The sequence below is a fragment of the Rhodococcus sp. NPDC019647 genome, from assembly GCF_044389235.1.
Classification (GTDB): domain Bacteria; phylum Actinomycetota; class Actinomycetes; order Mycobacteriales; family Mycobacteriaceae; genus Rhodococcus_F; species Rhodococcus_F oxybenzonivorans.
Window position 1 is genome coordinate 173,847 of sequence record NZ_JBIRXS010000005.1, and the last position, 22,940, is coordinate 196,786.

23 protein-coding genes are annotated in these 22,940 nt (G+C 66.5%); 11 read left to right on the top strand and 12 right to left on the bottom strand.

The genetic code is table 11. The features are described 5' to 3' along the window. Positions 1–15 precede the first annotated feature (15 nt). The 4 genes from ACH49N_RS13465 to ACH49N_RS13480 form a co-directional block, all read right to left on the bottom strand. Entirely contained in the window at positions 16–888 is an 873-nt protein-coding gene (locus tag ACH49N_RS13465; protein ID WP_159925422.1) for a lytic murein transglycosylase, read from the bottom strand. A 282-nt stretch (positions 889–1,170) separates the two neighbouring features. Further along, positions 1,171–2,328, bottom strand: coding sequence for a lytic murein transglycosylase (locus ACH49N_RS13470; RefSeq protein WP_317767901.1), 1,158 nt, complete (start codon positions 2,326–2,328; stop codon positions 1,171–1,173). Between the two features lie 115 nt (positions 2,329–2,443). After that, complete coding sequence (locus ACH49N_RS13475) at positions 2,444–2,965, bottom strand: DUF1003 domain-containing protein (protein ID WP_109331843.1); 522 nt, start codon at positions 2,963–2,965, stop codon at positions 2,444–2,446. Continuing rightward, positions 2,962–4,233, bottom strand: a complete 1,272-nt coding sequence (locus tag ACH49N_RS13480) for a magnesium transporter MgtE N-terminal domain-containing protein (RefSeq protein ID WP_159925425.1) — start codon at positions 4,231–4,233, stop codon at positions 2,962–2,964. The genes ACH49N_RS13475 and ACH49N_RS13480 overlap by 4 nt, the downstream gene beginning before the upstream one ends. Before the next feature lie 72 nt (positions 4,234–4,305). On the opposite strand from ACH49N_RS13480, the gene ACH49N_RS13485 reads away from it, so the two are divergent. The 6 genes from ACH49N_RS13485 (at position 4,306) to ACH49N_RS13510 (ending at position 10,396) form a co-directional block, all read left to right on the top strand. Further along, complete coding sequence (locus ACH49N_RS13485; RefSeq protein ID WP_159925427.1) at positions 4,306–5,268, top strand: CoA ester lyase; 963 nt, start codon at positions 4,306–4,308, stop codon at positions 5,266–5,268. Positions 5,269–5,335: 67 nt separating this feature from the next. Further along, a complete protein-coding gene (locus ACH49N_RS13490) occupies positions 5,336–5,827 on the top strand; it encodes a general stress protein (RefSeq protein ID WP_109331840.1) in 492 nt (163 codons plus the stop codon). A gap of 298 nt (positions 5,828–6,125) precedes the next feature. Next, positions 6,126–7,445 (top strand): ABC transporter substrate-binding protein, encoded by a 1,320-nt coding sequence (locus ACH49N_RS13495; RefSeq protein ID WP_201453649.1) that lies wholly within the window; start codon positions 6,126–6,128, stop codon positions 7,443–7,445. Continuing rightward, positions 7,442–8,389, top strand: coding sequence for a carbohydrate ABC transporter permease (locus ACH49N_RS13500; protein ID WP_159925431.1), 948 nt, complete (start codon positions 7,442–7,444; stop codon positions 8,387–8,389). The genes ACH49N_RS13495 and ACH49N_RS13500 overlap by 4 nt, the downstream gene beginning before the upstream one ends. 2 nt (positions 8,390–8,391) lie before the next feature. After that, on the top strand, positions 8,392–9,222 hold the full coding sequence (locus ACH49N_RS13505; RefSeq protein WP_159925433.1) for a carbohydrate ABC transporter permease: 831 nt from the start codon (positions 8,392–8,394) through the stop codon (positions 9,220–9,222). Between the two features lie 4 nt (positions 9,223–9,226). Further along, positions 9,227–10,396 carry an ABC transporter ATP-binding protein gene (locus ACH49N_RS13510; protein ID WP_159925435.1) on the top strand — a complete coding sequence of 390 codons (1,170 nt, stop codon included), beginning with the start codon at positions 9,227–9,229 and terminating at the stop codon, positions 10,394–10,396. A 19-nt stretch (positions 10,397–10,415) separates the two neighbouring features. Here ACH49N_RS13510 and ACH49N_RS13515 read toward each other — a convergent pair whose 3' ends face one another. Further along, on the bottom strand, positions 10,416–11,927 hold the full coding sequence (locus tag ACH49N_RS13515) for an MFS transporter (protein WP_317767903.1): 1,512 nt from the start codon (positions 11,925–11,927) through the stop codon (positions 10,416–10,418). Positions 11,928–12,006: 79 nt separating this feature from the next. Here ACH49N_RS13515 and ACH49N_RS13520 point away from each other — a divergent pair, with 79 nt between their 5' ends. Beyond that, positions 12,007–13,116: a winged helix DNA-binding domain-containing protein gene (locus ACH49N_RS13520; RefSeq protein ID WP_317767904.1), complete on the top strand. Its 1,110-nt coding sequence runs from the start codon at positions 12,007–12,009 to the stop codon at positions 13,114–13,116. On the opposite strand, the gene ACH49N_RS13525 is transcribed toward ACH49N_RS13520, so the two are convergent. Both ACH49N_RS13525 and ACH49N_RS13530 read right to left on the bottom strand, forming a co-directional pair. Further along, positions 13,103–13,969: a chromosome partitioning protein ParB gene (locus tag ACH49N_RS13525; RefSeq protein WP_159925441.1), complete on the bottom strand. Its 867-nt coding sequence runs from the start codon at positions 13,967–13,969 to the stop codon at positions 13,103–13,105. The two genes, ACH49N_RS13520 and ACH49N_RS13525, sit on opposite strands and share 14 nt — an antisense overlap. Continuing rightward, positions 13,959–14,654 (bottom strand): metallophosphoesterase, encoded by a 696-nt coding sequence (locus ACH49N_RS13530; protein WP_109331819.1) that lies wholly within the window; start codon positions 14,652–14,654, stop codon positions 13,959–13,961. Before ACH49N_RS13530 ends, ACH49N_RS13525 begins: the two co-directional genes overlap by 11 nt. A gap of 65 nt (positions 14,655–14,719) precedes the next feature. On the opposite strand from ACH49N_RS13530, the gene ACH49N_RS13535 reads away from it, so the two are divergent. After that, a complete protein-coding gene (locus ACH49N_RS13535; protein WP_201453445.1) occupies positions 14,720–15,307 on the top strand; it encodes a suppressor of fused domain protein in 588 nt (195 codons plus the stop codon). Here the strand turns inward: ACH49N_RS13535 and corA are convergent. Beyond that, on the bottom strand, positions 15,304–16,365 hold the full coding sequence (corA, locus tag ACH49N_RS13540; protein ID WP_109335247.1) for a magnesium/cobalt transporter CorA: 1,062 nt from the start codon (positions 16,363–16,365) through the stop codon (positions 15,304–15,306). The genes ACH49N_RS13535 and corA overlap by 4 nt on opposite strands. 158 nt (positions 16,366–16,523) lie before the next feature. Here corA and ACH49N_RS13545 point away from each other — a divergent pair, with 158 nt between their 5' ends. The 3 genes from ACH49N_RS13545 (at position 16,524) to ACH49N_RS13555 (ending at position 19,352) form a co-directional block, all read left to right on the top strand. Further along, positions 16,524–17,378 (top strand): PHP domain-containing protein, encoded by an 855-nt coding sequence (locus ACH49N_RS13545; RefSeq protein ID WP_159925443.1) that lies wholly within the window; start codon positions 16,524–16,526, stop codon positions 17,376–17,378. Positions 17,379–17,479: 101 nt separating this feature from the next. Next, positions 17,480–17,782: a hypothetical protein gene (locus tag ACH49N_RS13550; RefSeq protein ID WP_397504603.1), complete on the top strand. Its 303-nt coding sequence runs from the start codon at positions 17,480–17,482 to the stop codon at positions 17,780–17,782. A 376-nt stretch (positions 17,783–18,158) separates the two neighbouring features. Continuing rightward, positions 18,159–19,352: an NADP-dependent malic enzyme gene (locus tag ACH49N_RS13555; RefSeq protein ID WP_250768683.1), complete on the top strand. Its 1,194-nt coding sequence runs from the start codon at positions 18,159–18,161 to the stop codon at positions 19,350–19,352. Positions 19,353–19,418: 66 nt separating this feature from the next. Here the strand turns inward: ACH49N_RS13555 and ACH49N_RS13560 are convergent, their stop codons facing one another. From ACH49N_RS13560 to ACH49N_RS13575, 4 genes are read right to left on the bottom strand one after another with little or no spacing between them, the layout of a single operon-like run. After that, positions 19,419–20,138 (bottom strand): ABC transporter permease, encoded by a 720-nt coding sequence (locus ACH49N_RS13560; protein ID WP_159925449.1) that lies wholly within the window; start codon positions 20,136–20,138, stop codon positions 19,419–19,421. Further along, positions 20,135–20,785, bottom strand: coding sequence for an ABC transporter permease subunit (locus ACH49N_RS13565; protein ID WP_250768686.1), 651 nt, complete (start codon positions 20,783–20,785; stop codon positions 20,135–20,137). The genes ACH49N_RS13560 and ACH49N_RS13565 overlap by 4 nt, the downstream gene beginning before the upstream one ends. A gap of 4 nt (positions 20,786–20,789) precedes the next feature. After that, positions 20,790–21,947 carry an ATP-binding cassette domain-containing protein gene (locus tag ACH49N_RS13570; protein ID WP_358272896.1) on the bottom strand — a complete coding sequence of 386 codons (1,158 nt, stop codon included), beginning with the start codon at positions 21,945–21,947 and terminating at the stop codon, positions 20,790–20,792. A 10-nt stretch (positions 21,948–21,957) separates the two neighbouring features. After that, positions 21,958–22,935 (bottom strand): ABC transporter substrate-binding protein, encoded by a 978-nt coding sequence (locus ACH49N_RS13575; protein WP_159925455.1) that lies wholly within the window; start codon positions 22,933–22,935, stop codon positions 21,958–21,960. Positions 22,936–22,940 lie beyond the last annotated feature (5 nt).

The following is a 22,940-nucleotide window of genomic DNA, read 5'->3' on the forward strand; positions in this document are numbered from 1 at the left end:
GGTAGGGATGTGTCCTCAGTGGATGCGCGGCAGGTCTGACGCAGCCGGGACGATACCGCTGGCGTAGCCCGCGGACCAGGCCAAGACATTGGCGACGTAGGCAGCCGAGTTGTTGTAACGGTGGACCGCCTTGGCCGCCTGGATCGGGTCGCGGACATCCAAATTGCCGTCACACAGATACTTTCCGGTGGTGAGCGCGGAGTCGAAGAGGTTCTGCGGATCGGCGGCGCCGTCTCCGTTGCCGTCGCCTGCGTAGCGGTTCCACGTCTCCGGAAGGAACTGTGTGGGCCCGACCGCGCGGTCGTAGTTGCTGTCGCCGTCCAGCCGTCCACCGTCGGTGTCGCGAATCACGGCATTGCCGGCGAGGTGACCGTCGAGGACCGGACCGAGAACGGCGTCGAGCATGTTGCCCTTGTCGTCGGCCTTGCCGTCGTAGGCGTGAGTCGACTCCACGCGACCGATGCCGGCGATGAGCGTCCAGTACATACCGCACCCGGGCTGCTCGACAGCAAGGATGCGCTCGGCGTTCTGGTAGGCCGACACGTTGATGGCAGGTATGCCGAGGGCGCCCTGGGCGATGCTGGCCGGAAGCGGTGGCGTGGCCTGAACCGGGGCCAGGGCAGGTGCGGGGGCCTGCTCGACTGCGGGCGCGGCCTCCACGGCGGCGGTGTCGGCGACAGGGGTGACGGCCTCGGCGTTCGGTGCGGCGGTCGCTTCCTGGGCAACGTCCGCGACGTCTGCGGCGGCTTCGGAGCTGAAGAACGGGACCTTGGGGGTGGCGCCGGCCGTGTTGGCTGCGGTGACCAGACCGATGGGAATCAGTCCGGTGAGCGCGATGACCGAATTGCGGCGGATATGGGAATCCGTCTTCTTGTTGTGCCGACCCACTCGATTGCCTCCTGCGACCCCGTTCGGGATGTGCCTGTGAACTGGACGGCACGAGGCTACCCGATTCGAGACATTTCCGTTACGCAACCGTGATCAATACGGGTGAGGCGCGCGGGTCTGTTACCTGAGGGACCCGTCTAGCAAGGGTAACGAACACGGAAAGGTCACGCCCGCATGCGGCTCAGCGCGGAAGGCAGCGCGACGCGGCGCCAGAACCCGGAAGGCATACGAAAACGCCGCCGCCGCCCGGCTTCGGCCGGGCGGCGGCGATCGAGGAAACTTCTAGCGAACTCCCACGGCCGGGGCGATTGCCGGCGGGGGAGCGGCCGGTTCCGCAGGCGCCGGCGCGGGTGCGGGAGCGGCCGGGTCGGCAGGTGGGCAGAAGAACACACATGGGAGTGCGGGTAGCGCAGGCAAGCCGGGGATCAGCGGTGCAGGCGCCGGAGTGGTCGGAGTCGGTGTCGCGTCGGGCGGGAGCTCCGGTGGAGCCGCGAGCTCACGGGCGAGGTCGGATCCGTTCGCCGCAGCGTCGGTGAGGCCACCGGGCGGCGGAGTGCTCGAGTCGGACAGCTGACTCGGGGTGGGCGTACCGCCATTCCGGTAGGCGTTCGACCACGTAATGACGTTGGCGGCGTAGGTCCCCGAATTGTTGTAGCGGAGAACCGCGCGGGTCTCCTGGAGGGGATCACGGAGGTCGAGTCCGCCCGAGCAGAGGTACCGGGCGGCGGCCAGGGTTGCGTCGAATACGTTGTTGGGATCTGCGGCGCCGTCCGCGTTGCCGTCCGACGCATATTTCGCCCATGTGGACGGAATGAACTGCATCGGCCCCACCGCCCGATCGTGTCCGGCGTCGCCGTCGGTGGCGCCGCGGTCGGTATCGCGGATCACCTCGTTGCCGGCCAGCCGGCCGTCCAGCACCGGTCCCAGAATCGGGGTGACGGTGGTGCCGGACGAGTCTGTCCGCCCTCCACCGGCATGCCCCGATTCGATGCGCCCGATACCCGCCAGCAAATGCCAGGGCACCCCGCACTTGGGTGCCTCCACCATCAACGTGAGTTCCGCCGAGCGGTACGCGTTGAGCACGATCTCCGGGATGCCGAGCGAACTGAGGATCACCGGTGCGGCGATCAACCCTGTTCCGGTGGGAGACGCGGGCGATGTGGGATTTATCACCACGGGTGGGGGAGGCGGAGGCGCCGCGCGCTGCGATCTCGCGACCCGCGGCGCAGGCGCCGCGAAGCCTGCGGGCGGTAGGTAGGCGTCCTGCGGTTCACTCACCGGAGACAGACGCGTGGCGGACGCCAGCGCGGCCGTCTCGACCGCCGCGTTCTGACGGGTGTCGACGGCCGAGACAGGGCCTGAACTACCCGTCGAGGATCCGAGCGTTGCGGCGGCGCCCACCGTCAGGGCAGCAACCGTCACCAGTCCACGTATCCGCACTCCACCACCCCCTGCGGTGCTCTTGCTTGTCGCACACCGCGTACATCCGAGAAGTTGTGATCGACGTTACATATTCGTGACTGCGTGTGCCGAGGAATGGGCGAATGACCGGCGATCATTTGCGCCGGGGCCGGGCCTCTTCCTCGTCGCCGAGCAGGGTCTTGATCTCCTCGAGTTCACGGCGGAGGTAGTCACGGGTGGCCACCTCGCCGATCGCGATGCGCAGGGCGGCGAGTTCGCGCGCCAGGAACTCGGTATCCGCCTTCGTCTGTTCCGCCCGCGACCGGTCCTCCTCGAGCGAGACGCGGTCCCGGTTCTCCTGTCGGTTCTGGGCCAGCAGGATCAGCGGGGCCGCATAGGCGGCCTGGGTGGAGAACGCGAGGTTGAGGAGGATGAAGGGGTACGGATCCCACTTCAGCTCGACGGCGAAGATGTTGAGGACGATCCAGATGATCACGACCACGGTCTGGATCACCAGGTACCGGCCGGTCCCTAGGAAACGAGCGAAGTTCTCACTTGCACGGCCGACCGCTTCCACGTCGTAGGTGAAGCGGAAGCGCCGGGCGCCGCGAGGGGTGTCGAGCCTTTGCCGATCCGACAGTCCACGGGCCGACACGCTGGGGACCTTCTCGCTCATCCGTCGATCTCCTCTTCACGCCAGTCCTCCGGAAGGAGATGGTCCAGGACGTCGTCGACGGTGACCGCGCCGATCAGGTGATTCTCGTCGTCCACCACGGGGCCGCACACGAGGTTGTAGCTGGCGAAGTACCGCGTGACGGCCGCCAGGGAGTCGTCGGCCGCGAGACGTGGGAGACCGGTGTCGAGCAGACCGCCCACGAGGCTTGCGGGTGGTTCCCGCAGCAACTTCTGCAGGTGCACGCATCCCAGATAGCGGCCGGTCGGCGTGGCCGTCGGAGGCCTGACGACGAAGATCATGCTCGCGAGCGCGGGCGTCACATCCTCGTTGCGCGCGCGGGCCAATGCTTCCGCCACCGTTGTGGACGCCGTGAGCACCACCGGTTCGGGAGTCATCAGGCCACCGGCCGTGTCCGGCGAGTGCTCGAGCAGCCTGCGGACTGGTTCCGAGTCCTGCGGGTCCATCAGTTGGAGCAGTGATTCTGCCTCCGTCTCGGGCAGCTCGCCGAGAAGGTCGGCGGCGTCGTCGGGATCCATGGCCTCGAGGATGTCGGCGGCCCGCTCGACCTCGAGGTGCATCAGAAGGTCGGTCTGATCATCGGACGGCAACTCCTGCACGACGTCGGCCAGGCGCTCGTCGTCGAGAGCGAGTGCGAGCTCGTGCCGCCGTTTGTCCGGGAGCTCACGCATGGCGTTGGCCACGTCGGCGGGACGCATGCCCTCGTATTGCATCAGGAGTGCGGACACCCCCTGGCCCGGCATCGACAGATCGGAATGCGTCAGCCCTTGCACGTGCTGCCACTCGACGATGTGAATGGCGGTACGCCTGCCGAGGCGGCCCCGATGGCCGCGCACCGCGACCTTCGACACCACCCAGTCACGGCTACGGGTCAGTTCGATGCCGAGATCGACCACCACCGTGTCGACCCCGTGGAGTTCCTCGAGTTCCGGGTCGTCCACCCGCACGCGAGAATCGAGGACCTGCGCGAGCGCGAGAACCTCGCCCGGACGCTGCGTGAACCGGCGCAGACTGACGTTCCCCGTGGTCAGTGTCACCGAACTCGGCTCGATCGCCGTGACCCGCAGCATGGGCACGAAGATGCGCTTGCGCGTGAACAATTCGATGACCAGCCCCAGCACCCGGGGTTGCTGGCGCCCGATGCGAACGGTGATGACCACGTCCCGCACCCGGCCGATCGACTCACCGTCGGGCCCGAGTACCACCAGGCCGGCCAGCCTGGCTGCAAAAACCTTGTTCGCAGCTGCCATGATTGCCAGGCTAGATCCTCGTACGGGGATCCAGGGAATCGAACACCTGCGGAAAGTGGAGGATCGTCCGTCATGAGTTCCGTCTTCAGGCCACGCCGATCGGTTCTGGCTGTTCCGGGCAGCAGTCGCAAGATGATCGACAAGGCCAAGGGGCTTCCCGCGGACGAGGTGTTCCTCGACCTCGAGGACGCCGTGGCGTCGTTGGCGAAGCAGGAAGCCCGCGTCACCGTCGCGGCCGCCCTTGCCGAGGACGGGTGGGGCGATCAGATCAAGGTCGTGCGGGTCAACGACTGGACCACCGAGTGGACCCATGCCGACGTCGCCGAGGTCGTCGGGCGTGCGGGCGCGCACCTCGATGCCATCTTGCTGCCGAAAGTGCCGGACGCCAGCCACGTTCAGGCCCTCGACCTACTGCTGACCCAGATCGAGAAGGCCAACGGGTTGGAGGTCGGGCGGATCGGGATCGAACCGCAGATCGAGAACGCCATCGGACTCACCAACATCAACGCCATCGCAACGGCCAGTCCCCGGGTGCAGACGCTGGTGTTCGGGCCGGCGGATTTCATGGCGAGTATCAACATGCGCACGCTGGTGGTCGGGGAACAGCCGGACGGCTACGACCGCGGTGACGCCTACCATCACATACTGATGACGATCCTGATGGCCGCACGGGCACACGGCATCCAGGCCATCGACGGGCCGTATCTTCAGATCCGCGACGTGGAGGCGTTCCGGCGTTCTGCGCAGCGCACCGCCGCTCTGGGTTTCGACGGGAAATGGGTGCTGCATCCCACGCAGATCGATGCGGCCAACGAAGTGTTCAGCCCCCGACAGAGCGATTTCGACCGCGCCGAACTGATCCTCGACGCCTACGAGTTCCACACGTCGGCGGCCGGTGGAGGACGTGGCGCAGTGATGCTCGGTGACGAGATGATCGACGAGGCCAGTCGGAAGATGGCCCTCGTGATCTCGGCCAAGGGCCGGGCCGCGGGAATGACGCGGACCTCCGAGTTCACGCCGCCCGACGAGGGTTAGCCGAAACAGGCAGAATGGTTCTCACAGGATCGATCCTGAGAGAATTACACGAGGAGACCAGCTGACGATGACGAATCCACTCGGACAGTCCAACGGGGCGCGGCGAGGGGCTCTGCCGGAACCTCCCACGGGCTGGCCCATCGGTTCGTACCCGACGTACGCGGAGGCGCAGCGTGCCGTCGACTACCTGTCGGATCAGGAGTTCTCGGTCGAGGACGTCACCATCGTCGGAGTGAACCTCATGCAGGTCGAGCGAGTACTCGGCCGGTTGACGTGGGCCAAAGTCATTGGCGGCGGCATCGTTTCAGGTGCCTGGCTCGGTGTCTTCTTCGGCCTTCTGCTGGGTATCGTCACGGGCGGATTCCTCGCACCGCTCGTGGTGGGCATCGTCGGCGGCATCATCTTCGGGCTGATCTCCACCACCATCCCGTATGCGGCCACTCGCGGTACCCGTGACTTCGCGTCCACCATGCAATTGGTCGCCGGGCGATACGACGTGCTGTGTGAGCCGAAGACCGCGGAGGCGGCGCGCGACATGCTGGCCAAGCTGGCGCTCTGAACCGAGACGTGGGCGGGCTCGTATTACGGATTGCGCGCTTTTCGTCTCGTTCGCGGTGATTTCCGCCAGTTTCAGGTCGATCTCGGATAGGTTTACGGCGCAATGCGAGGGGTCTTCCCCTCGGTGAAACCGTGACCTGGCGGGACTGCACGATCCGGCAGGAACCACTGTGCGGGCCTGCGTGCCAGCCGTACCGCGACTGGGTTCGTGAGGACCGCTCGAGGAGGCGGCTGTGCGGCGTACATCGACAGAATCCGGTCGTCCGGGCAGGCCCGGACTCGCAGTCAGATGGGGTCTCATCGGCGCGGCCACCGTCCTGACGGTTCCGCTGCTGGCGGCGTGCGCTTCACCGGACAGCGGCACCGTGCTCAGCTTCTACACGGCGGCCGACGGTGCGGAACAGTATGCCGAGGCCGCAGCCAATTGCACGGCCGCGGCCGGTGGCCGATACACGATCGAGCAACGCACCCTTCCGAAGGGGGCAGACGATCAGCGACTGCAGTTGGCCCGGCGCCTCACCGGAAACGACACCTCGCTCGACATCATGACGCTCGACGTCGTGTGGACGGCCGAGTTCGCCGAGGCGGGGTGGGCATTGCCGTTGCCCGACGATGTGGCGGCCGAGGTCACCGAGGGCACGCTCGAAGGCCCCCTCGAGTCGGCCCGGTGGCAGGATCAGCTGTACGCCGCACCGCTGAACACCAACACGCAGTTGCTCTGGTACCGCAAGGACCTCATGCCTGGTGGGCAACCGCCGCAGACGTGGGATCAGATGATCGACATTTCCGAGAGGCTGGCGAGCGAGGGCCGGCCCAGCTGGATCGGGGTGCAGGGCAAGCAGTACGAGGGTTTGATGGTGTGGTTCAACACCCTGCTGGCCAGCGCGGGCGGTTCCGTCGTCGGCGAGGACGGAACCACCGTGACCGTCGCGGACGGTGACGGTGCGCTGAAAGCCCTCGAGGTGATGAAGCGAGTAGCCACCGCACAGGGCGCCGACCCGTCGATCTCGCAGGGCGACGAGGCGTCGTCCCGTCTCGGCATGGAAAGCGGACGCGCGGCCTTCGAGGTCAATTGGCCGTTCGTGCTTCCCGGCATGATCGAGAACGCGGAGAAGGGTGACCTGCCGTTCATCGACGACAAGGGCAACACCACCTCCGTCGATACCGGCAACACGGTGCTCACGGTCGACGGGCAGCAGAACTTCCTCGCCGCGCCGTACCCCGCGGTGATTCCCGGCCGGCCGGCCGAGGTCACGATCGGTGGATTCAACATCGCGGTCGCGAAGACCAGCCGGCACCCCGACCTCGCGTTCGAAGCGGTGTCCTGCCTGCGTAACGAGGAGAACCAGCGCAACAACGCCGTCAACGGTGGTGTCCCGCCCACGTTGGCGAGGCTGTACGACGATCCGGCATTCCAGGAGGCGTATCCCGCCTGGCAGCAGGTGCGCGACGGCCTGAACACGGCGGCAGTGCGTCCGGTTTCACCCGCCTACCAGAGCATCTCGACCCTGATCACCGACACGTTGAACCCGGTCGGTGACATCGATCCGCCGCGTACCGTCGACGAACTCGCCGAGCAGGTGCGTAAGGCGGTCAACTCGGAAGGACTGATTCCGTGACGACCGAAGCCGTGCCGGTGGACCGGACCGACAAGCCGGCAGCGCCGACGAAGAGACAGGTGTCCGAAGGGAAGAAGGCCGAGCGCCGGCTGGGACTGTGGCTGGTGGCACCGGCGGCGATTCTCATGATCGCCGTGACGGCCTATCCGGTGGTCTACGCGGTGTGGTTGAGCCTGCAGCGCTACGACCTCCGATTCCCCGACGAGCGTAAGTTCGTCGGCCTTGCCAATTACGTGTCGGTGTTGTCGGACGCGTACTGGTGGCAGGCGTTCGCGGTCACGGTGGGCATCACTGCCGTGTCGGTGGTGATCGAATTCGTGCTGGGTCTGATCCTCGCCCTGGTCATGCACCGCACGATCGTGGGCAAGGGGCTCGTGCGGACAGTGGTGCTCATTCCCTACGGCATCGTCACCGTGGCCGCTGCCTACAGCTGGTACTACGCGTGGACGCCGGGAACCGGATACCTCGCGAATCTGTTACCCGACGGCAGTGCCCCCCTCACGCAGCAGATTCCGTCGCTCGCGATCATCGTCCTCGCCGAGGTCTGGAAGACCACGCCGTTCATGGCCCTGCTGCTGCTGGCCGGTCTCGCTCTGGTACCCGACGATCTGCTCAAGGCGGCACAGGTCGACGGCGCCGGGGCCTGGACCCGGCTGGTGCGCATCATTCTCCCGCTCATGAAACCGGCCATCCTGGTGGCGTTGTTGTTCCGCACCCTCGACGCGTTCCGGATCTTCGACAACATCTACGTGCTCACCAAGGGCGCCAACGACACCGGATCCCTGTCGATCCTCGGCTACGACAACCTGTTCAAGGCCTTCAATCTCGGAATCGGTTCGGCCATCAGCGTTCTCATCTTTCTCTGCGTGGCCGTCCTCGCATTCGTCTTCATCAAGCTCTTCGGTGCCTCGGCTCCCGGGTCCGACACGGAAGGAAAGCGATAACCATGGTCGAAACAAGGCAACGCAGGCTGAGCTGGTCGGCGGTCAACTTGCTGGTCCTGCTGTATGCGCTCGTTCCTGTGCTCTGGATAGCCAGCTTGTCGTTCAAGCCCGCGGGCACCATCAAGGACGGCAAGCTCATCCCGGAGAAGTGGACGCTCGACAACTACCGCGGAATCTTCTCCACCGACGCGTTCACCAGCGCGCTGATCAACTCCATCGGCATCGGGCTGATCGCCACGGTGATCGCGGTGGTAATCGGGACGATGGCTGCCTACGCGATTGCCCGGCTCGACTTTCCGGGCAAGAAGCTCCTGGTGGGTGTGGCGCTGTTGATCGCGATGTTCCCGCAGATCTCCCTCGTGAGCCCGCTGTTCGACATCGAGCGCCGACTCGGATTGTTCGACACCTGGGCCGGTTTGATCCTGCCGTACATCACGTTCGCGCTTCCCTTGGCGATCTACACGTTGTCGGCCTTCTTCAAGGAGATCCCCTGGGAGCTGGAGAAGGCGGCCAAGATGGACGGCGCCACACCGGCGCAGGCGTTCCGGAAAGTGGTCGCACCGCTTGCGGCGCCCGGTATCGTCACCGCGGCAATCCTCGTGTTCATCTTCTGTTGGAACGACCTGTTGTTCGCGATTTCGCTGACCTCCACGGAGCGCTCGATCACCGCACCGGCGGCGATTGCCAACTTCACCGGCGCTTCGCAGTTCGAAGAGCCGACGGGGTCGATCGCCGCCGCTGCGATGGTGATCACCATTCCGATCATCGTCTTCGTGCTCTTCTTCCAACGACGCATCGTGGCCGGTCTGACGTCCGGCGCAGTGAAGGGATAAACCTGTGGCCGAGATTGTGCTGGACAAGGTAACCAAGCTCTACCCGGACGGTGCGCGGGCGGTGAGCGACGTCGACATTACGATCGCCGACGGCGAATTCATCATTCTGGTCGGTCCGTCGGGTTGCGGTAAATCGACGACTCTCAACATGATCGCGGGCCTCGAGGACATTTCGTCCGGTGAGCTTCGCATCGCCGGCGAGAGGGTGAACGAGAAGGCGCCGAAGGACCGGGACATCGCCATGGTGTTCCAGTCGTATGCGTTGTATCCGCACATGACGGTGCGCCAGAACATCGCGTTCCCGTTGACGCTGGCGAAGATGTCGAAGTCGGAGATCGCGGCCAAGGTGGACGATGCCGCGAAGATCCTCGATCTCACCCAGCACCTCGACCGCAAGCCGTCCAACCTGTCGGGCGGACAGCGACAGCGGGTCGCGATGGGGCGGGCGATCGTCCGCAGTCCGAAAGCGTTCTTGATGGACGAGCCGCTGTCCAACCTCGACGCCAAGCTCCGCGTGCAGATGCGTACCGAAATTTCCCGCCTCCAGCAACGTCTGGGAACGACCACGGTGTATGTGACCCACGATCAGACCGAGGCGATGACTCTCGGCGACCGGGTGGTGGTGCTGCGCGGGGGACTCGTCCAGCAGATCGGGGCACCGCAGGAGCTGTACGACCATCCCAACAATCTGTTCGTTGCCGGGTTCATCGGATCGCCGTCGATGAACTTCTTCCCCGGACAGCTGACAGCGGAAGGTATTTCGACTCCCCTCGGGAACTTCGCGCTGCCTCCGCGCTCGCGTGAGAAGGTCACCTCCTCCGGGGCGTCGAAGGACGTCGTGGTCGGTATCCGCCCGGAGCACTTCGAGGACGCCGGGTTGATCGACGCGGATCAAAAAGCCGCTGGTGCCACGTTCACCGCCCAGGTCGAGGTGCTCGAGTCGATGGGCTCGGACAAGTACGTCTACTTCTCCGCCGAAGGACCACAGGTGAGTTCGCGGGAACTCGAGGAGCTCGCTGCCGATTCGGGCACCGAGGTCGCGGGTGGGGGACATCTGGTGGCCCGGTTGTCGACCGAGTCGTCTGCGGCGCAGGGCAGCCCGGTGGAGTTGTGGTTCGACCCCGCGAAAGTCGCGGTGTTCGATCAGGACTCCGGGGCCAATATCACTCGCTGACCGAGGGGACAAGGCGAACTCACGATGTCCTCTGCCGTTCGCCGGAGCTCGTGTTCGCGCCACCGAGGCCGCCTACGGTGCCCCATTCGGCGGCGAGCGCGGTGGCATGGATCTCGTCCTCTTCCGCGTCGGAGGGTATGCGGATCACGCGGGTGATACCGAAGAAAGGCAGCAGCCCGGCGAGAGCGGCGGCAACGGCGCCGGTGGCGAACGCGATGAGGTAGGCGGATTCGGCCGCGAGGTCGGTGCCGGAGAGAGTGATTTCGGCCAGCAGGGTCGCGATGAGGGCGCTGGCGAACGAGCTGCCCACCGACCGCGCGATCGAGTTGATGCTGTTGGCCACGCCGGTCTCGTCCTGCGGGACCTCGGCGACCAACAGCGAGGGCAGCGCCGCGTAGGCAAGGCTGATGTAGGTGTTGATCAGCAGGATGGCGGTGATCACCTGCCAGGTGTGGTCGTGGGCGACGATGAAAAGGATGAAGCCTGCGACGCCGACCACGCTGGCGCCGATGAGCACGACACGCGCGCCGACGTGGCGGATCATCGTGCCACTGAGGATCGAGGCGAGGACTCCGCTGACCGCGCCGGGTAACAGGTACACGGTGCTGGCCTCGAGCACGGTGGCGCCGAAGCCGTACCCGGCGACCGAACGAGAAGTCTGCACGAAGTACGAACTGCCCAGGAACATCACGAACATCGACATTCCCACCACGAGGGCGGACAGGTGTGTGACGAGGACCGGCGGATCGGTGAGCAACCGGGGTGCCACCAGTGGATGGGCGCTTCTGCGCTCGTACAGGAACCACCCGGTCAGGACGAGCAGTCCGGCAGCACCGCTGATGATGGTGGCGGGCGAACCCCATCCCCAGGTGCTTCCCTCGGACAACGGGAGAAGGACGAGGACGAGCCCGGCGGCGAGACCCACCGCACCGATCCAGTCCATGGATCCCGATCCCGTCCGCGCGCGCCGGGGAATCGCGAACCACGCCAGGACGAGACCCGCAAGCGTGATCGCAGAGGAGAGCCAGAAGATCCGGTGGAAGTCGGCGCCGTCGGCGACGAGCACCCCGGTGAGGACGATCCCGAAACATCCGCCGAAACCCAGAGTTCCCGAGAGAATGCCCATCGCCCCGGTCAGCTTCTCGGGGGGCAGCTCGTCGCGCAGGACTGCAATTCCGATGGGGAACAGTGCGAACGAGACGCCTTGCAGCACTCGGGCAACGATGAGCACACCGATCGACGTGGCGACCGCACCGAGCAACGAGCCCACCAGCACGATCACGAGCACACCGAGCAGCACCGGACGTGTGCCGCGAAGATCGGCGAGCCGGCCGAGTAGGGGCGTCGCGGTGGCCGCTGCGAGCAGGTTGGCGGTGAGGAGCCACCCGACGGCGGTGGGCCCGACCTCGAGTTGGGCGCCGATCGTGCCGACGATCGGTACCACCAGGGTCTGGAGAACCGCCAGAATCATGACGATGAAGCACATGACCGGCAGCAGCATCCTCGGCGTGGGTCCGGGTTCTGCGCTCATGTGGTCCTCCGTGCGTCGTCCTGTCGACACTGACAGATAAACACGGTACTGGGGCTAACTAACAAAGGGGGTCGACGCGGTGGGTTCCGAACGCATGTCGGATCGGGCGCTGGGACGGGCCACGCTGGCCCGCCAGGGATTGCTACGCCGAACAGGAACGTCGGCTCTCGAGATGATCGAGCACTTGTGCGGGCTGCAGGCCCAGGCCCCGATGCCGCCGTATTTCGCTCTGTGGGCACGCATCGAGAAATTCCGGCCCGATGCCCTCTCCGAGCTCATCGAGCGACGCGAAGTGGTGCGCATCGTCGCCATGCGTGGAACCGTGTTCGCGTTGTCGGCGGCCGACGCCCTGACATTCCGCCCGCTGGTCCAGCCGCTCCTCGATCGGGATCTGCGCATCAACACGCAGTACCGCGCACACCTCGACGGGATCGATGTCGCCGCTCTCGCTGCTGCGGGCCGCGACCTCGTCCGGGATCGGCCGCGCACGCAACTGCAGATGCGGCCGTTGCTCGAGGAGCGATTTCCCGGACGCGACGGCGCGGCCCTCGCGCACGGGGTGCGCGGGCTCGTGCCGATGGTCCAGGTGCCACCGCGGGGGTTGTGGGGCAGGTCGGGACAGCCTGCGCTGGCGACACTCGAGTCGTGGGTGGGGCAACCACTCGACCCGGCGCCGTCACTACGGACGATGGTCCTGCGATACCTCGCCGCGTTCGGCCCGGCGAGTGCCCTGGATGCACAGGCGTGGTCAGGCTTGACCCGGCTCGGCGAGATACTGGACGAGCTGCGCCCGCAGTTGCGGGTGTTCACCGCGGAATCGGGAACGGAACTTTTCGACCTTCCGGACGCGCCGCGGCCGGAGGCTGGGGTGCCTGCGCCGGTGCGCATCCTCGCGCCCTTCGACAATGTGCTTCTTTCCCATGCGGATCGCAGACGGATTCTCGACGACGAGGTGCGGAAGCGGGTCTTCACTCAGAACGGGATCATCAAACCTGCTGTGCTGGTGGGCGGCAGGGTCGCGGGCTTCACGACCACCACCGTGGGGAAGGACGCGGTGATCCTCGAGGTGGAGCCGTTGACCACGATCGCCAAGTCTCATCGGCCGGCCATCGAAGCGGAGGGTCGCCGATTGCTGAAGTTCGCACACCCGGAGGCCGTCACTCGGGAGGTGCGGTTCACGGACTCGTAGACCGGTGCTTGCGGGGCGCCCGCTGGCTCAGTTCGGCGATGATCTCGTCGTTCCAGACATGTTGGCGCACCAGGCGATATCGTTCGCGAGCCACCCACAGGTAGGCTTCGGCATCGGTGTGATCGGGCAGCATGTCGGCGGCCCGGACCATGCGCACGACCGGGAGGAATTCCTCGCCGAACCACCGACGCGCCACGGTGTCGCGACCCACGAACTCGCCCATCTCCTGCATGAGACGGAACCCCCAAGCTTCGACGCACTCGCTGATCTCCGCGTACTCCCACGGATCGGTGACCGTCACCGCCTTGCGCTGGGCGCCCGTGAGGGGCACCCGGCTCAGGAACAGCCGCCGATGGTCCTTGATCAGCAGATCGCCACGCTGCGTGATGCCGTCCGGCGAGATCCGGGTCAGGATCTCCGTCACGTACGCGTCGATGGTGCTCCAGTGCATCGCGTAGGCGATGGACACGCGGTGGTGGCCGTCGCTGACGAAGTGCATCGACCCGATTCTGTACACCTGGATCGGCGGAACCGACTCGCCGCGGCGCTGCGCTGCGGCGAGCCGCTGCCAGCGTTCGCGTATCCGGGCGGACGTAGGACGGAAGTACCGGTCGAAATCACTGGTGCGGTCGACGCTCCCGACGATCGAGTTGACGGGGATCACCTGCAACCCCAGTGACCGTTCGCCGATCCTCCCGAGCGCGGCCACCACTTCGTCGAACGGCAGGATCTCGTTGACATCGTCCGGTTCCCTGCGTAACCAGTTGACCAGCCGGGAGAGCTCGGCGCGGCGGCGCTGACGGGTGAAGTCGTTCTCCGCGTCGGCGGAGGGGAAACCGGTGTCACGTGCCATGCCGTCGCCTCACGATCGTCGGTTCGGTACCCGAAGACATCTCCATGAGAGTGAACCCGACCGTGTTGATCACCGTCGTGGAGCCGAGCACTCTGTCCACGGGCGTCGTCCCGTACGGGTGCACGTGGCCGTGAACGAGTGTCCGAGCCTGCAACCGTGCGGCCAGCTGCTCGAAACACTCGAAACCGCGGTGCGGCGGGTCCTCGAGATCACCGACTCCGCGCGGGGGGCTGTGCGTGAGGAGCACGTCGACACCGGCTACTCCGGATCGGCGCGCATGCCACGCACTCGTCATGGCCAAGTTGCGGGCACGCCGGCGCTGCTGCCGTTCGGTCCACTGATTGGGGCCGTCGTTGTACCGGATCGATCCGCCCAGGCCGGCGATCCGCAGGCCGGCGATGCGGACGATCCGTCCGTCGGCGTTGACGGCGCCGCACGGGCCGGGCCACGTCGACGGCATACCGGAACGCATCCATCCGACACGGCCCGCGGAATAGCCGGAAAGGTCGGGGTCGTGGTTGCCGGGCACGAACACGCACGGTGCATCGAGTGCGTCCATCAGATACTCGAGATAGTCGAAGGGCAGATCACCGGCCCCGAGGACGAGGTCGACCTTCATGGTGCGCCCCTGCGGGGTCCACAACGACTCGATCGTCTCGTCGGAGACCGCGAGTACCGAGACCATGGCCCGACGCTACCGGCTCGAGAGGCCGGGGGACGAGTGAGCGCGGGCGGTGGTTTGATGGCGGGGTGACTGACAGCGTTGTGGCAGCCGTTCGTGCGCACCTGCTCGAACAGATCGGGGGGCCCGAGCCGACCGCCGCCTCGGTGACGTTTCTGGGGGTCGAGCCTCTCGACGTGCTGCGGTTCCCGCCCGCCGAAGACGACCTCGTCCGGTACGTGACTCTGGGTTGCTCCCGGCACCCGATGGGTGATCCCGGGGAATTGGTGGCCGACCCGATGCGGGGTCCGCGCGCGGAACTCGTGCTGACGCTGCGCGGGGGAGCCGGGGTGAGCTCGGGTGTCGCGCGCACGCTCGCGGTGCTGGCGGCCGCGCCGTCGGTGGAGGGGGTGGTCCTCGTCGAGGACGCGCTCCTCGACCTCGGCGAGCCGTTGTGGAAGGACACGCCGTTCACGGCGGTGCTCCTGGGCAAGTCCTCGATTCCGGACCTCGCCCTTCCCGAACCCGCCGACGCGGTGCAGTTCCTCGCCGCCGTGCCCCTCACCGGAACCGAGGCAGCGTGGGTGCGACTGCGCGGCGCCGAGGCATTACGGGAAGCGTGGACCGAGGCGGGCATCGACGTGCGCGACCCGAACCGCGGCGCGGCGTCCCTCTAGAGCCAGTTGTTTCGGCGGAAGGTGACGAACAGCCCCACCGTGACCGACACAATGAAGGCCACCACGAGGTGATACCCGTATTGCCAATGTAATTCGGGCATGTTGTCGAAATTCATGCCATAGATTCCTGCGATCATCGTGGGCACGGCGGCGATGGCCACCCATGCCGAAATCTTGCGCATGTCGGTGTTCTGCTGGACGGCGATCTTGGCGAGAGCCGCGTCGACGAGTGAGCTGAGCACCTCGTCGTACTCGGCGATCCGCTCCGCGACGGTGGTGTGGTGGTCGAGCACGTCGCGAAAGTACCGCCGCACTTCCTTCGGCACCGGATTGCCAGGCGACTGCGTCAACCGCAGCAGCGGGTTCGACAGCGGGTTCACCGACTTGCGGAGTTCGACGATCTCCCTCTTGAGCAGGTAGATGTGCTCGACCGCGACGGTGTTCCGCGGGCTGAACACCGCCTCCTCCATGCCGTCGACATCGTGTTCGATGGCCTGGGTGACCTCGAGGTACGTATCGACGACATGGTCGGCCACCGCGTGCAGGACGGCATAGGGGCCGAGCGCGAGCCGCTCCTGATTCTCCTCGAGCGAGCGCCGGACGTTCGCGAGCCCGGAATGATCGCCGTGCCGCACGGTCACGACGTAGTCGGCGCCCACGAAGGCCATGATCTCGCCGGTCTCCACGATCTCACTGGCGGTCGCCACCGAATCGTGTGGCACATAATTGACGGTCCGCAGCACCAGGAACAGGATGTCGTCGTAGCGTTCGAGTTTGGGCCGCTGGTGCGCGTGGACAGCGTCCTCAACCATCAGTTCGTGCAGGCCGAACGTCTCGGCCACGCTCTCCATCTGACCCTCGTCGGGTGCGAGGAGTCCGACCCACACGAATCCCCGGCCACGCCGCCGGACCTCGGCGAGGGCAGCCTGATGGGTGTACTTACCGGGCAGACGGATGCCGTCCACATACACGCCGCAATCCACCACGGCGCGGGCGGTGGGGATGCGGATCCGGGGACCCGCGGACTTGTCGCGGCCTTGTGCCGGAAGTGAGGGCATGGGCGCGAGCACTCCCTTCAGCGTCGAGACCGAGGACTTGGTGTCGCGCAATCCTACGTGAGCACCGGAGTCCTGAATCCCCGACGACCGGACGACACGACACCGCTCGACGCACGCACGCCCGGACCCTTCCCGAGCGCACCTGACACACTGGGCAGGTGCGCATCGATCTCCACACTCACTCGACGGCCTCGGACGGTACCGACAGTCCGGCAGACCTCGTGCGCGCGGCCGGTGCCGCGGGTCTGGACGTCGTGGCCATCACCGATCACGACACCACGGCGGGGTGGGCAGAGGCGGTTGCGGCGATGCCTGCCGGGTTGACCCTGGTTCGGGGCATGGAGATGTCCTGCGCGGGCCGGGGTGAGGACGGTCGTCCCGTCGCGGTTCACCTGCTGGCCTACCTCTTCGATCCCGCGCACGCCGCGTTCGCGCGGGAACGTGAACGGTTGCGAACCGAGCGGGTCGTCAGGATCCGGGCCATGGCCGAGCTGATGATGGAGGACGGCCTGCCCATCGACGCCGACGAGGTCCTGGCAGCAGCGGGTCCCGCCGCGGGTCGCCCACATCTGGCGAGGGCGCTGATGCGGGCCGGAGTGGTGAGCAGTGTCAATGAGGCGTTCGTCGACCTGCTGGCGCCGCGGGGCCGGTACTTCGTCGACAAATCCGACACCCCCTTGGACGAGGCGGTGCAACTGGTGGCCGAGGCCGGAGGGGTGAGCGTTCTCGCCCACGGGCGGGCGCGGGCGCGGGGACGGCTGCTGTCGCTCGATCACGTCCGGGAGCTGGCCGGTGAGGGTCTACACGGGCTCGAGGTGCATCATCCCGACCACTCGTCGGCCGATGTCGCGGTCCTTCAGGGACTGGCCGACGAATTGGGGCTCGTCGTCACCGGATCTTCCGATTACCACGGGACGAACAAGACGATCCGGCTGGGCGAGTTCGGCACGGACCCCGACGAGTTCGACAAGCTCGCCTCCAAAGCCTCCGGTACACAGGTGATTTCGGCATGACTGCACGCGATTCGGACCGCTACGGCAACCGCGACCACTACGACCCTCACGGCTACGACGCTGACCGTGACGACCCCTACGGCCCGACGACGCCGAGGTCCATGCCCCCGCGCGAGCCACGTCGCGGCTCATTTGTCGTCAGGGCGTCGCGCGCGTTCAGTGGCGCCGTCGCGGCCGGTGTGGTGATCTTGTGTCTCGTCGTGATCGGGTCCGCCTATGTGGGCGGCGGCAGGGGATTCCCGGGGCCGGGAGCAGTCTCGATCACCGCGCACATCGTCGCGTCCGTGGTCGTGGTCGTGGCCCAGCGGATCGCCGACCGCCGTGACGGTCTCGCCGCGGTGCTCGCATCTGTCGCCGTCCTCGCTGCGGCAGCGCTTCTGCTGGCCACCCAATGGTGGGGTTGACCGACCCTCGGAGAGTTATGTGAAACCGGCTCTCACGGTGACCCGTCGGTAACTTGTTCTCACAGGTAGAAGCCGGAAAACGTGAGACGTCTGACTCCCGTGGCGATTTGATTGTGCAGCGATCTTCGTGCTTGACTTAGCACCACTCCGACGTCGGCGCCACCGCCCTTCGGCGGGGATTTATGGCAGCGTTGCCAAGGGCTCACCCGCCCAGCGCCATCCACGCTTCGGAAGTTCTGCGGCCAAAGTGATCGCGCGCACCGGAAGCTTCACCAGTTGTCGTTCGCGGAGTAACTACGTAGATCAGCGCCGATCCGCATGGTTACTTCACAGTAACCCGGCCCCGAGTGAGCCTGGACTTAGCAGGAGTGTCATCGTGTCCATCGTGTCCGAACCCACCACACCGCAGAAGGTCGAGCTGACCGACGAGGAGATCTTCGCCGGCCACATCGGGGGGAAGCTCTCGGTAGAGACCACGACCGCCCTCGATACCCAGCGCGCCCTGTCCATTGCCTACACGCCCGGCGTCGCGCAGGTTTCCCGCGCGATCCACGCCGACGAGACCCTCGCCGACCGCTACACCTGGACCAGCCGCCTCGTGGTCGTCGTCAGCGACGGCTCCGCGGTGCTCGGCCTCGGCGACATCGGCCCCCGCGCCTCCCTTCCGGTGATGGAAGGCAAGTCCGCACTGTTCAAGAACTTCGCGGGCCTCAATTCCATTCCGCTGGTGCTCGACACCAAGGACCCCGACGAAATCGTCGAAACCCTCATCCGGTTGCGCCCGAGCTTCGGCGCGGTCAACCTCGAGGACATCTCCGCACCGCGCTGCTTCGAGATCGAGAAGCGCGTGATCGAGGCCCTGGACTGCCCGGTCATGCACGACGATCAGCACGGCACCGCGATCGTGGTCCTCGCCGCCCTCAAGGGTGCGGTGAAGGTGCAGAAGCGGGACATCTCCGCGCTGCGCGTCGTCATCTCCGGCGCCGGCGCCGCCGGTGTCGCCTGCGCGAACATCCTGCTCGCCGCCGGCATCGCCGACGTGACCGTGCTCGATTCCAAGGGCATCGTCTCGGCCGATCGCAAGGACTTGAACGAGGTCAAGGTCGACCTCGCGGCCCGCACCAACCCCACCGGCCGGCACGGCGGGATCGTCGAAGCCCTCGACGGTGCGGACGTGTTCCTCGGTGTGTCCGCGGGCACGGTTCCCGAAGAACTCATCGCGACCATGGCGGACGACGCCATCGTCTTCGCGCTGTCGAACCCGGACCCGGAGATCCACCCCGAGGTCGCGAAGAAGCACGCGGCGATCGTGGCCACCGGGCGTAGCGACTTCCCGAACCAGATCAACAATGTGCTCGCCTTCCCCGGTGTGTTCCGCGGTGCGCTCGACGCCGGCGCCCGCCGTATCACCGAAGGCATGAAGCTTGCCGCCGCCGAGGCAATCCTCTCGGTCGTCGGTGACGAGTTGGCTGTAGACAAGATCGTTCCCAGCCCGCTCGATCCTCGCGTCGCCCCCGCTGTTGCGGAGGCAGTCGCCGCCGCTGCTCGCGCAGAAGGCGTCACCGACTAGCGAGAATCCGTTGAACACCCCGGACCGGAGCCCGCACCAAGGTTCCCGCCCGGGGTGTTTGCCGTTCTAGCGGGACTTCGCGGCGGCGGCCAGGTCGGCCCACTCCTGGGCGCTGATTCCACGACGTAGCCGGCCGGTGCCCGGGACGGATGCCCACACCGCGAGCGCGAGAAGCCCGTCGACGACGAGGGCCAGGATCGTCACGAGGAGCGCACCGACCAGTACCCGGTCGTACTGACGCAAGGCGAGTCCGTCGAAGATGTACCGTCCGAGCCCGCCGAGGTTGACGTACGCGGCCACCGCTGCGGTTGCAATGATCTGCAGTGTGGCGTTGCGCAGTCCGCCGAGCATGAGCGGCAGCGCATTCGGTGCCTCCACGCGACTGAGGACCTGCCACTCGGTCATGCCCATCGCGCGGGCGGCGTCTACCACCGTCCGGTCGACGTTCGCGACACCGGAGTAGGTGCCGGCCAGTAGCGGCGGAATGCCGAGCACCACGAGGGCGAGGATCGGCGGGATGAGACCGAGCCCGAGGAGCAGCACGAGGAAGGTCAGCAGGCCCAACGTGGGCAGTGAACGCAGCGCGTTGACCAAGCCCACCACCAGCACCTCGCCTCGACGCAGATGGCCGATGACCGCACCGAGCGGAACCGCGACGGCGGCCGAGAGGGCGACGGCGAGAAGGCTGTACCAGAGGTGCTCGAGGATGCGGGCCCCGATTCCGGCCCTGCCCTCCCAGTTGGCCGGATCCACAATGTAGTCCCACGCCCCGCCGAAGATGCTCATGCCGCCGCCTCCTTCTTCTGCCGCGTCCATGGTGTGAGCGCACGGGCGAGGAGGAACAGCGCCAGGTCGAAGACCAGTGCGAGGACGACGATGGCGATGATCCCCGCGAGAATCTGATCGGGATAGTCACGCTGGTAGCCGCGGGTGAAGAGGGTCCCGAGACCGCCGATCCCGATCAGCGAACCGACCGAGACCAGCGAAATGTTGGTGACTGCCACCACGCGCACACTTGCCGCGAGAACCGGTAGGGCCAAAGGTAACTCGACTGTCAGTGCCCGGCGCAAGGGTGGGAAACCCATCGCATTCGCGGAGTCGACGACGTCGGCGGGTACCGAGTCGAGGGCCTCCGGGACGGCGCGGACGAGCAGGGCGGTGGAATAGATGGTCAGGGCGATCACCACATTGAGCGGATCGAGGATCTGCAGTCCGACGACGGACGGGATGGTGACGAAGAGAGCCAGCGAGGGAATCGTGAACGCGACGCCGGCGACGGTCGTGGTGACCTTGCGTAGCACCGATGCACCCCGGATCGCGGTGCCCACCGGGACGGCGATGACCAGGCCGAGTAGGAGTGGCATCAGCGCCAGGTACAGGTGGGTCTTCGTCAGGTCGACGACTACGGAAAAATTGTCGATGAGCCACCGCACAGGATCACGGCCTGTCGGGAGAAGTGGACGCGGGCGCGAAGAACTGCGCGTTCCGCGCGCGATCCTCGGCGGCCCGCTGTTGCGTCAGCTTCTCGATGACCTCGGACCCGAGGATGCCGCCGCGGGCGGCACCGTCCTTGTCGACGGCCACGCCTATTCCCGACGGCGACGAGATGGCCGCATCCAACGCTTGCCGCAGGTCTCCGCCCGGCGGGAACAGTGAGCCGCCTGCGGCGGTACATTCCGACAGTGGGCGGCCCGAGCGCACGCCTTCGACGCCCGTGACGTCGATCCAGCCCCGCGGAACACCGGAATCGGTCACCACGAGTGCCCAATCGCCGCGGTCGAGCCGCAGTGTGCTCAGCTCCCGTTCGGTGGCCGTCCGGAGGGGATGAAGGGAAACCTCGTCTGCCGCGCGGAACGACAGGCCACGATAGCCGCGGTCGCGGCCGACGAATCCGGCGACGAAATCGGTGGCCGGCGAGGACAGCACCGTGTCGGGCGCATCGTATTGCTGCAGTCGGCCGCCCGGTCCGAAGACTGCCAGCCGGTCACCGAGCTTGACCGCCTCGTCGATATCGTGCGTGACGAACACAATGGTCTTGCGCAGGTCGGCCTGCAAACGTTGCATCTCCGCCTGCAAATCCTCGCGGACCACGGGGTCCACCGCGCTGAACGGTTCGTCCATCAGCAGAATGGGCGGGTCGGCAGCCAGCGCCCTGGCCACGCCCACACGCTGCTGCTGCCCACCCGACAGCTGGCCGGGATAACGGCCCGCCAGCGCGGGGTCGAGACCCACCCGCTCGAGCACCGACAGCGCAGCCATGCGGGCCGCACGGCGGGAGTCACCGCGAAGGACCGGTACGGTCGCGACGTTGTCGATCACGGTGCGATGCGGTAGCAGTCCGGCGCTTTGAATCACGTAACCGATCCCGAGGCGAAGCTTCACTGCATCGGTCGAGGCGATGTCCCGGCCGTCGACCGAGATGGTTCCGGCCGTCGGGGCGATCATCCGGTTGATCATGCGCATCGATGTGGTCTTGCCGCAGCCGGAAGGCCCGACGAAGACCGTGAACGACTCCGCGTCGATATGCAGATCGAGGTTGTCGACCGCCGTGGTGCCGTCCGGGTACCGCTTGGTGACGCCCGAAAATGTGATCACCGTCGACTCCTCAGGAGACCGGCTTGTCGAGCCCCTGGTCTACGACCCACTGCTTCGCGGCTGCCGCCGGCTCCGTCTTGGCGTCACCGGACACGGCATCGTTCAACTTCACCAGCTCCTCCGTCGTCAGCTTCGCGGACAGTGCGTCGAGCGCTCGAGTCAGCTCGGCCGTCGACTTGGCTGCGCGCACCACCGGAACAACGTTTTGAGCCGGAAAGTTGTTCTTCGGGTCCGTGAGCACCACAAAGTTGTTCTTCTCGATTGCCGGCGAGGTGGTGAAGATGTTCGCCGCGGTGATCTGCCCCGATGCCAGAGCCTCGACCGTGGCGGGTCCGCCGCCGTCCGCGATGGGGACGAAGTTGGCCGGTGCGATGTCGAGTCCGTAGTTCTCCTTCAGTCCGGGCAGTCCGGCGCGGCGCTCTTGGAACTCGGCGGGGGCACCGAACTTGACCTCCGCCGAATGCGCTGCCAAGTCCGCGATCGAGGTCAGATTCCACTTCTGCGCGGTCTCCGCGGTGACGACGACGGCGTCCTTGTCCTCGGCTGGAGCTGGGGTGGTGATCGTCAACTCCGATCCGAGTGCGCCCGGGAGTGCCGCGTCGACGTCGGCAGCGCTGGTGGCGGTCGACTGCGGGTCGAGGTACTGCAGCAGGTTGCCCGTGTAGTCCGGAATGACGTCGATCGACGCGTCCTTCAGCGCTGGAATGTAGGCCTCGCGGCTTCCGATGTCGAACTTCGTGGTTACGTCGAAACCGTTGGCGCGGAGAACCTCGGTGTAGATATTGGCCACCGTCTCGGACTCCGGGAAGTTCGCCGAACCCACGATGACGGCGTTCGCGTCGTCACCGGACCCTTCACCCTCGGCCGACAACGGATCGGAACCGCCCCCGCACGCGGCGAGGGAGACCACGGCAACCGTGGCGACCGCGAGGCCGCCCAGAGTGCGGCGGGCGAACCCGCGACCCGAGGATGTGTTCGAGGTGCGCATGCGCG

Coding starts and splice junctions, on each gene's coding strand:
- ACH49N_RS13515 (WP_317767903.1), bottom strand. CDS start 11,927: ATGAGCGCAGAACCCGGACCCACGCCGAGGATGCTGCTGCCGGTCATG.
- ACH49N_RS13550 (WP_397504603.1), top strand. CDS start 17,480: ATGCCCCCGCGCGAGCCACGTCGCGGCTCATTTGTCGTCAGGGCGTCG.
- ACH49N_RS13560 (WP_159925449.1), bottom strand. CDS start 20,138: ATGAGCATCTTCGGCGGGGCGTGGGACTACATTGTGGATCCGGCCAAC.
- ACH49N_RS13475 (WP_109331843.1), bottom strand. CDS start 2,965: ATGAGCGAGAAGGTCCCCAGCGTGTCGGCCCGTGGACTGTCGGATCGG.
- ACH49N_RS13525 (WP_159925441.1), bottom strand. CDS start 13,969: ATGGCACGTGACACCGGTTTCCCCTCCGCCGACGCGGAGAACGACTTC.
- ACH49N_RS13480 (WP_159925425.1), bottom strand. CDS start 4,233: ATGGCAGCTGCGAACAAGGTTTTTGCAGCCAGGCTGGCCGGCCTGGTG.
- ACH49N_RS13490 (WP_109331840.1), top strand. CDS start 5,336: ATGACGAATCCACTCGGACAGTCCAACGGGGCGCGGCGAGGGGCTCTG.
- ACH49N_RS13530 (WP_109331819.1), bottom strand. CDS start 14,654: ATGGTCTCGGTACTCGCGGTCTCCGACGAGACGATCGAGTCGTTGTGG.
- ACH49N_RS13505 (WP_159925433.1), top strand. CDS start 8,392: ATGGTCGAAACAAGGCAACGCAGGCTGAGCTGGTCGGCGGTCAACTTG.
- ACH49N_RS13575 (WP_159925455.1), bottom strand. CDS start 22,935: ATGCGCACCTCGAACACATCCTCGGGTCGCGGGTTCGCCCGCCGCACT.
- corA (WP_109335247.1), bottom strand. CDS start 16,365: ATGCCCTCACTTCCGGCACAAGGCCGCGACAAGTCCGCGGGTCCCCGG.
- ACH49N_RS13485 (WP_159925427.1), top strand. CDS start 4,306: ATGAGTTCCGTCTTCAGGCCACGCCGATCGGTTCTGGCTGTTCCGGGC.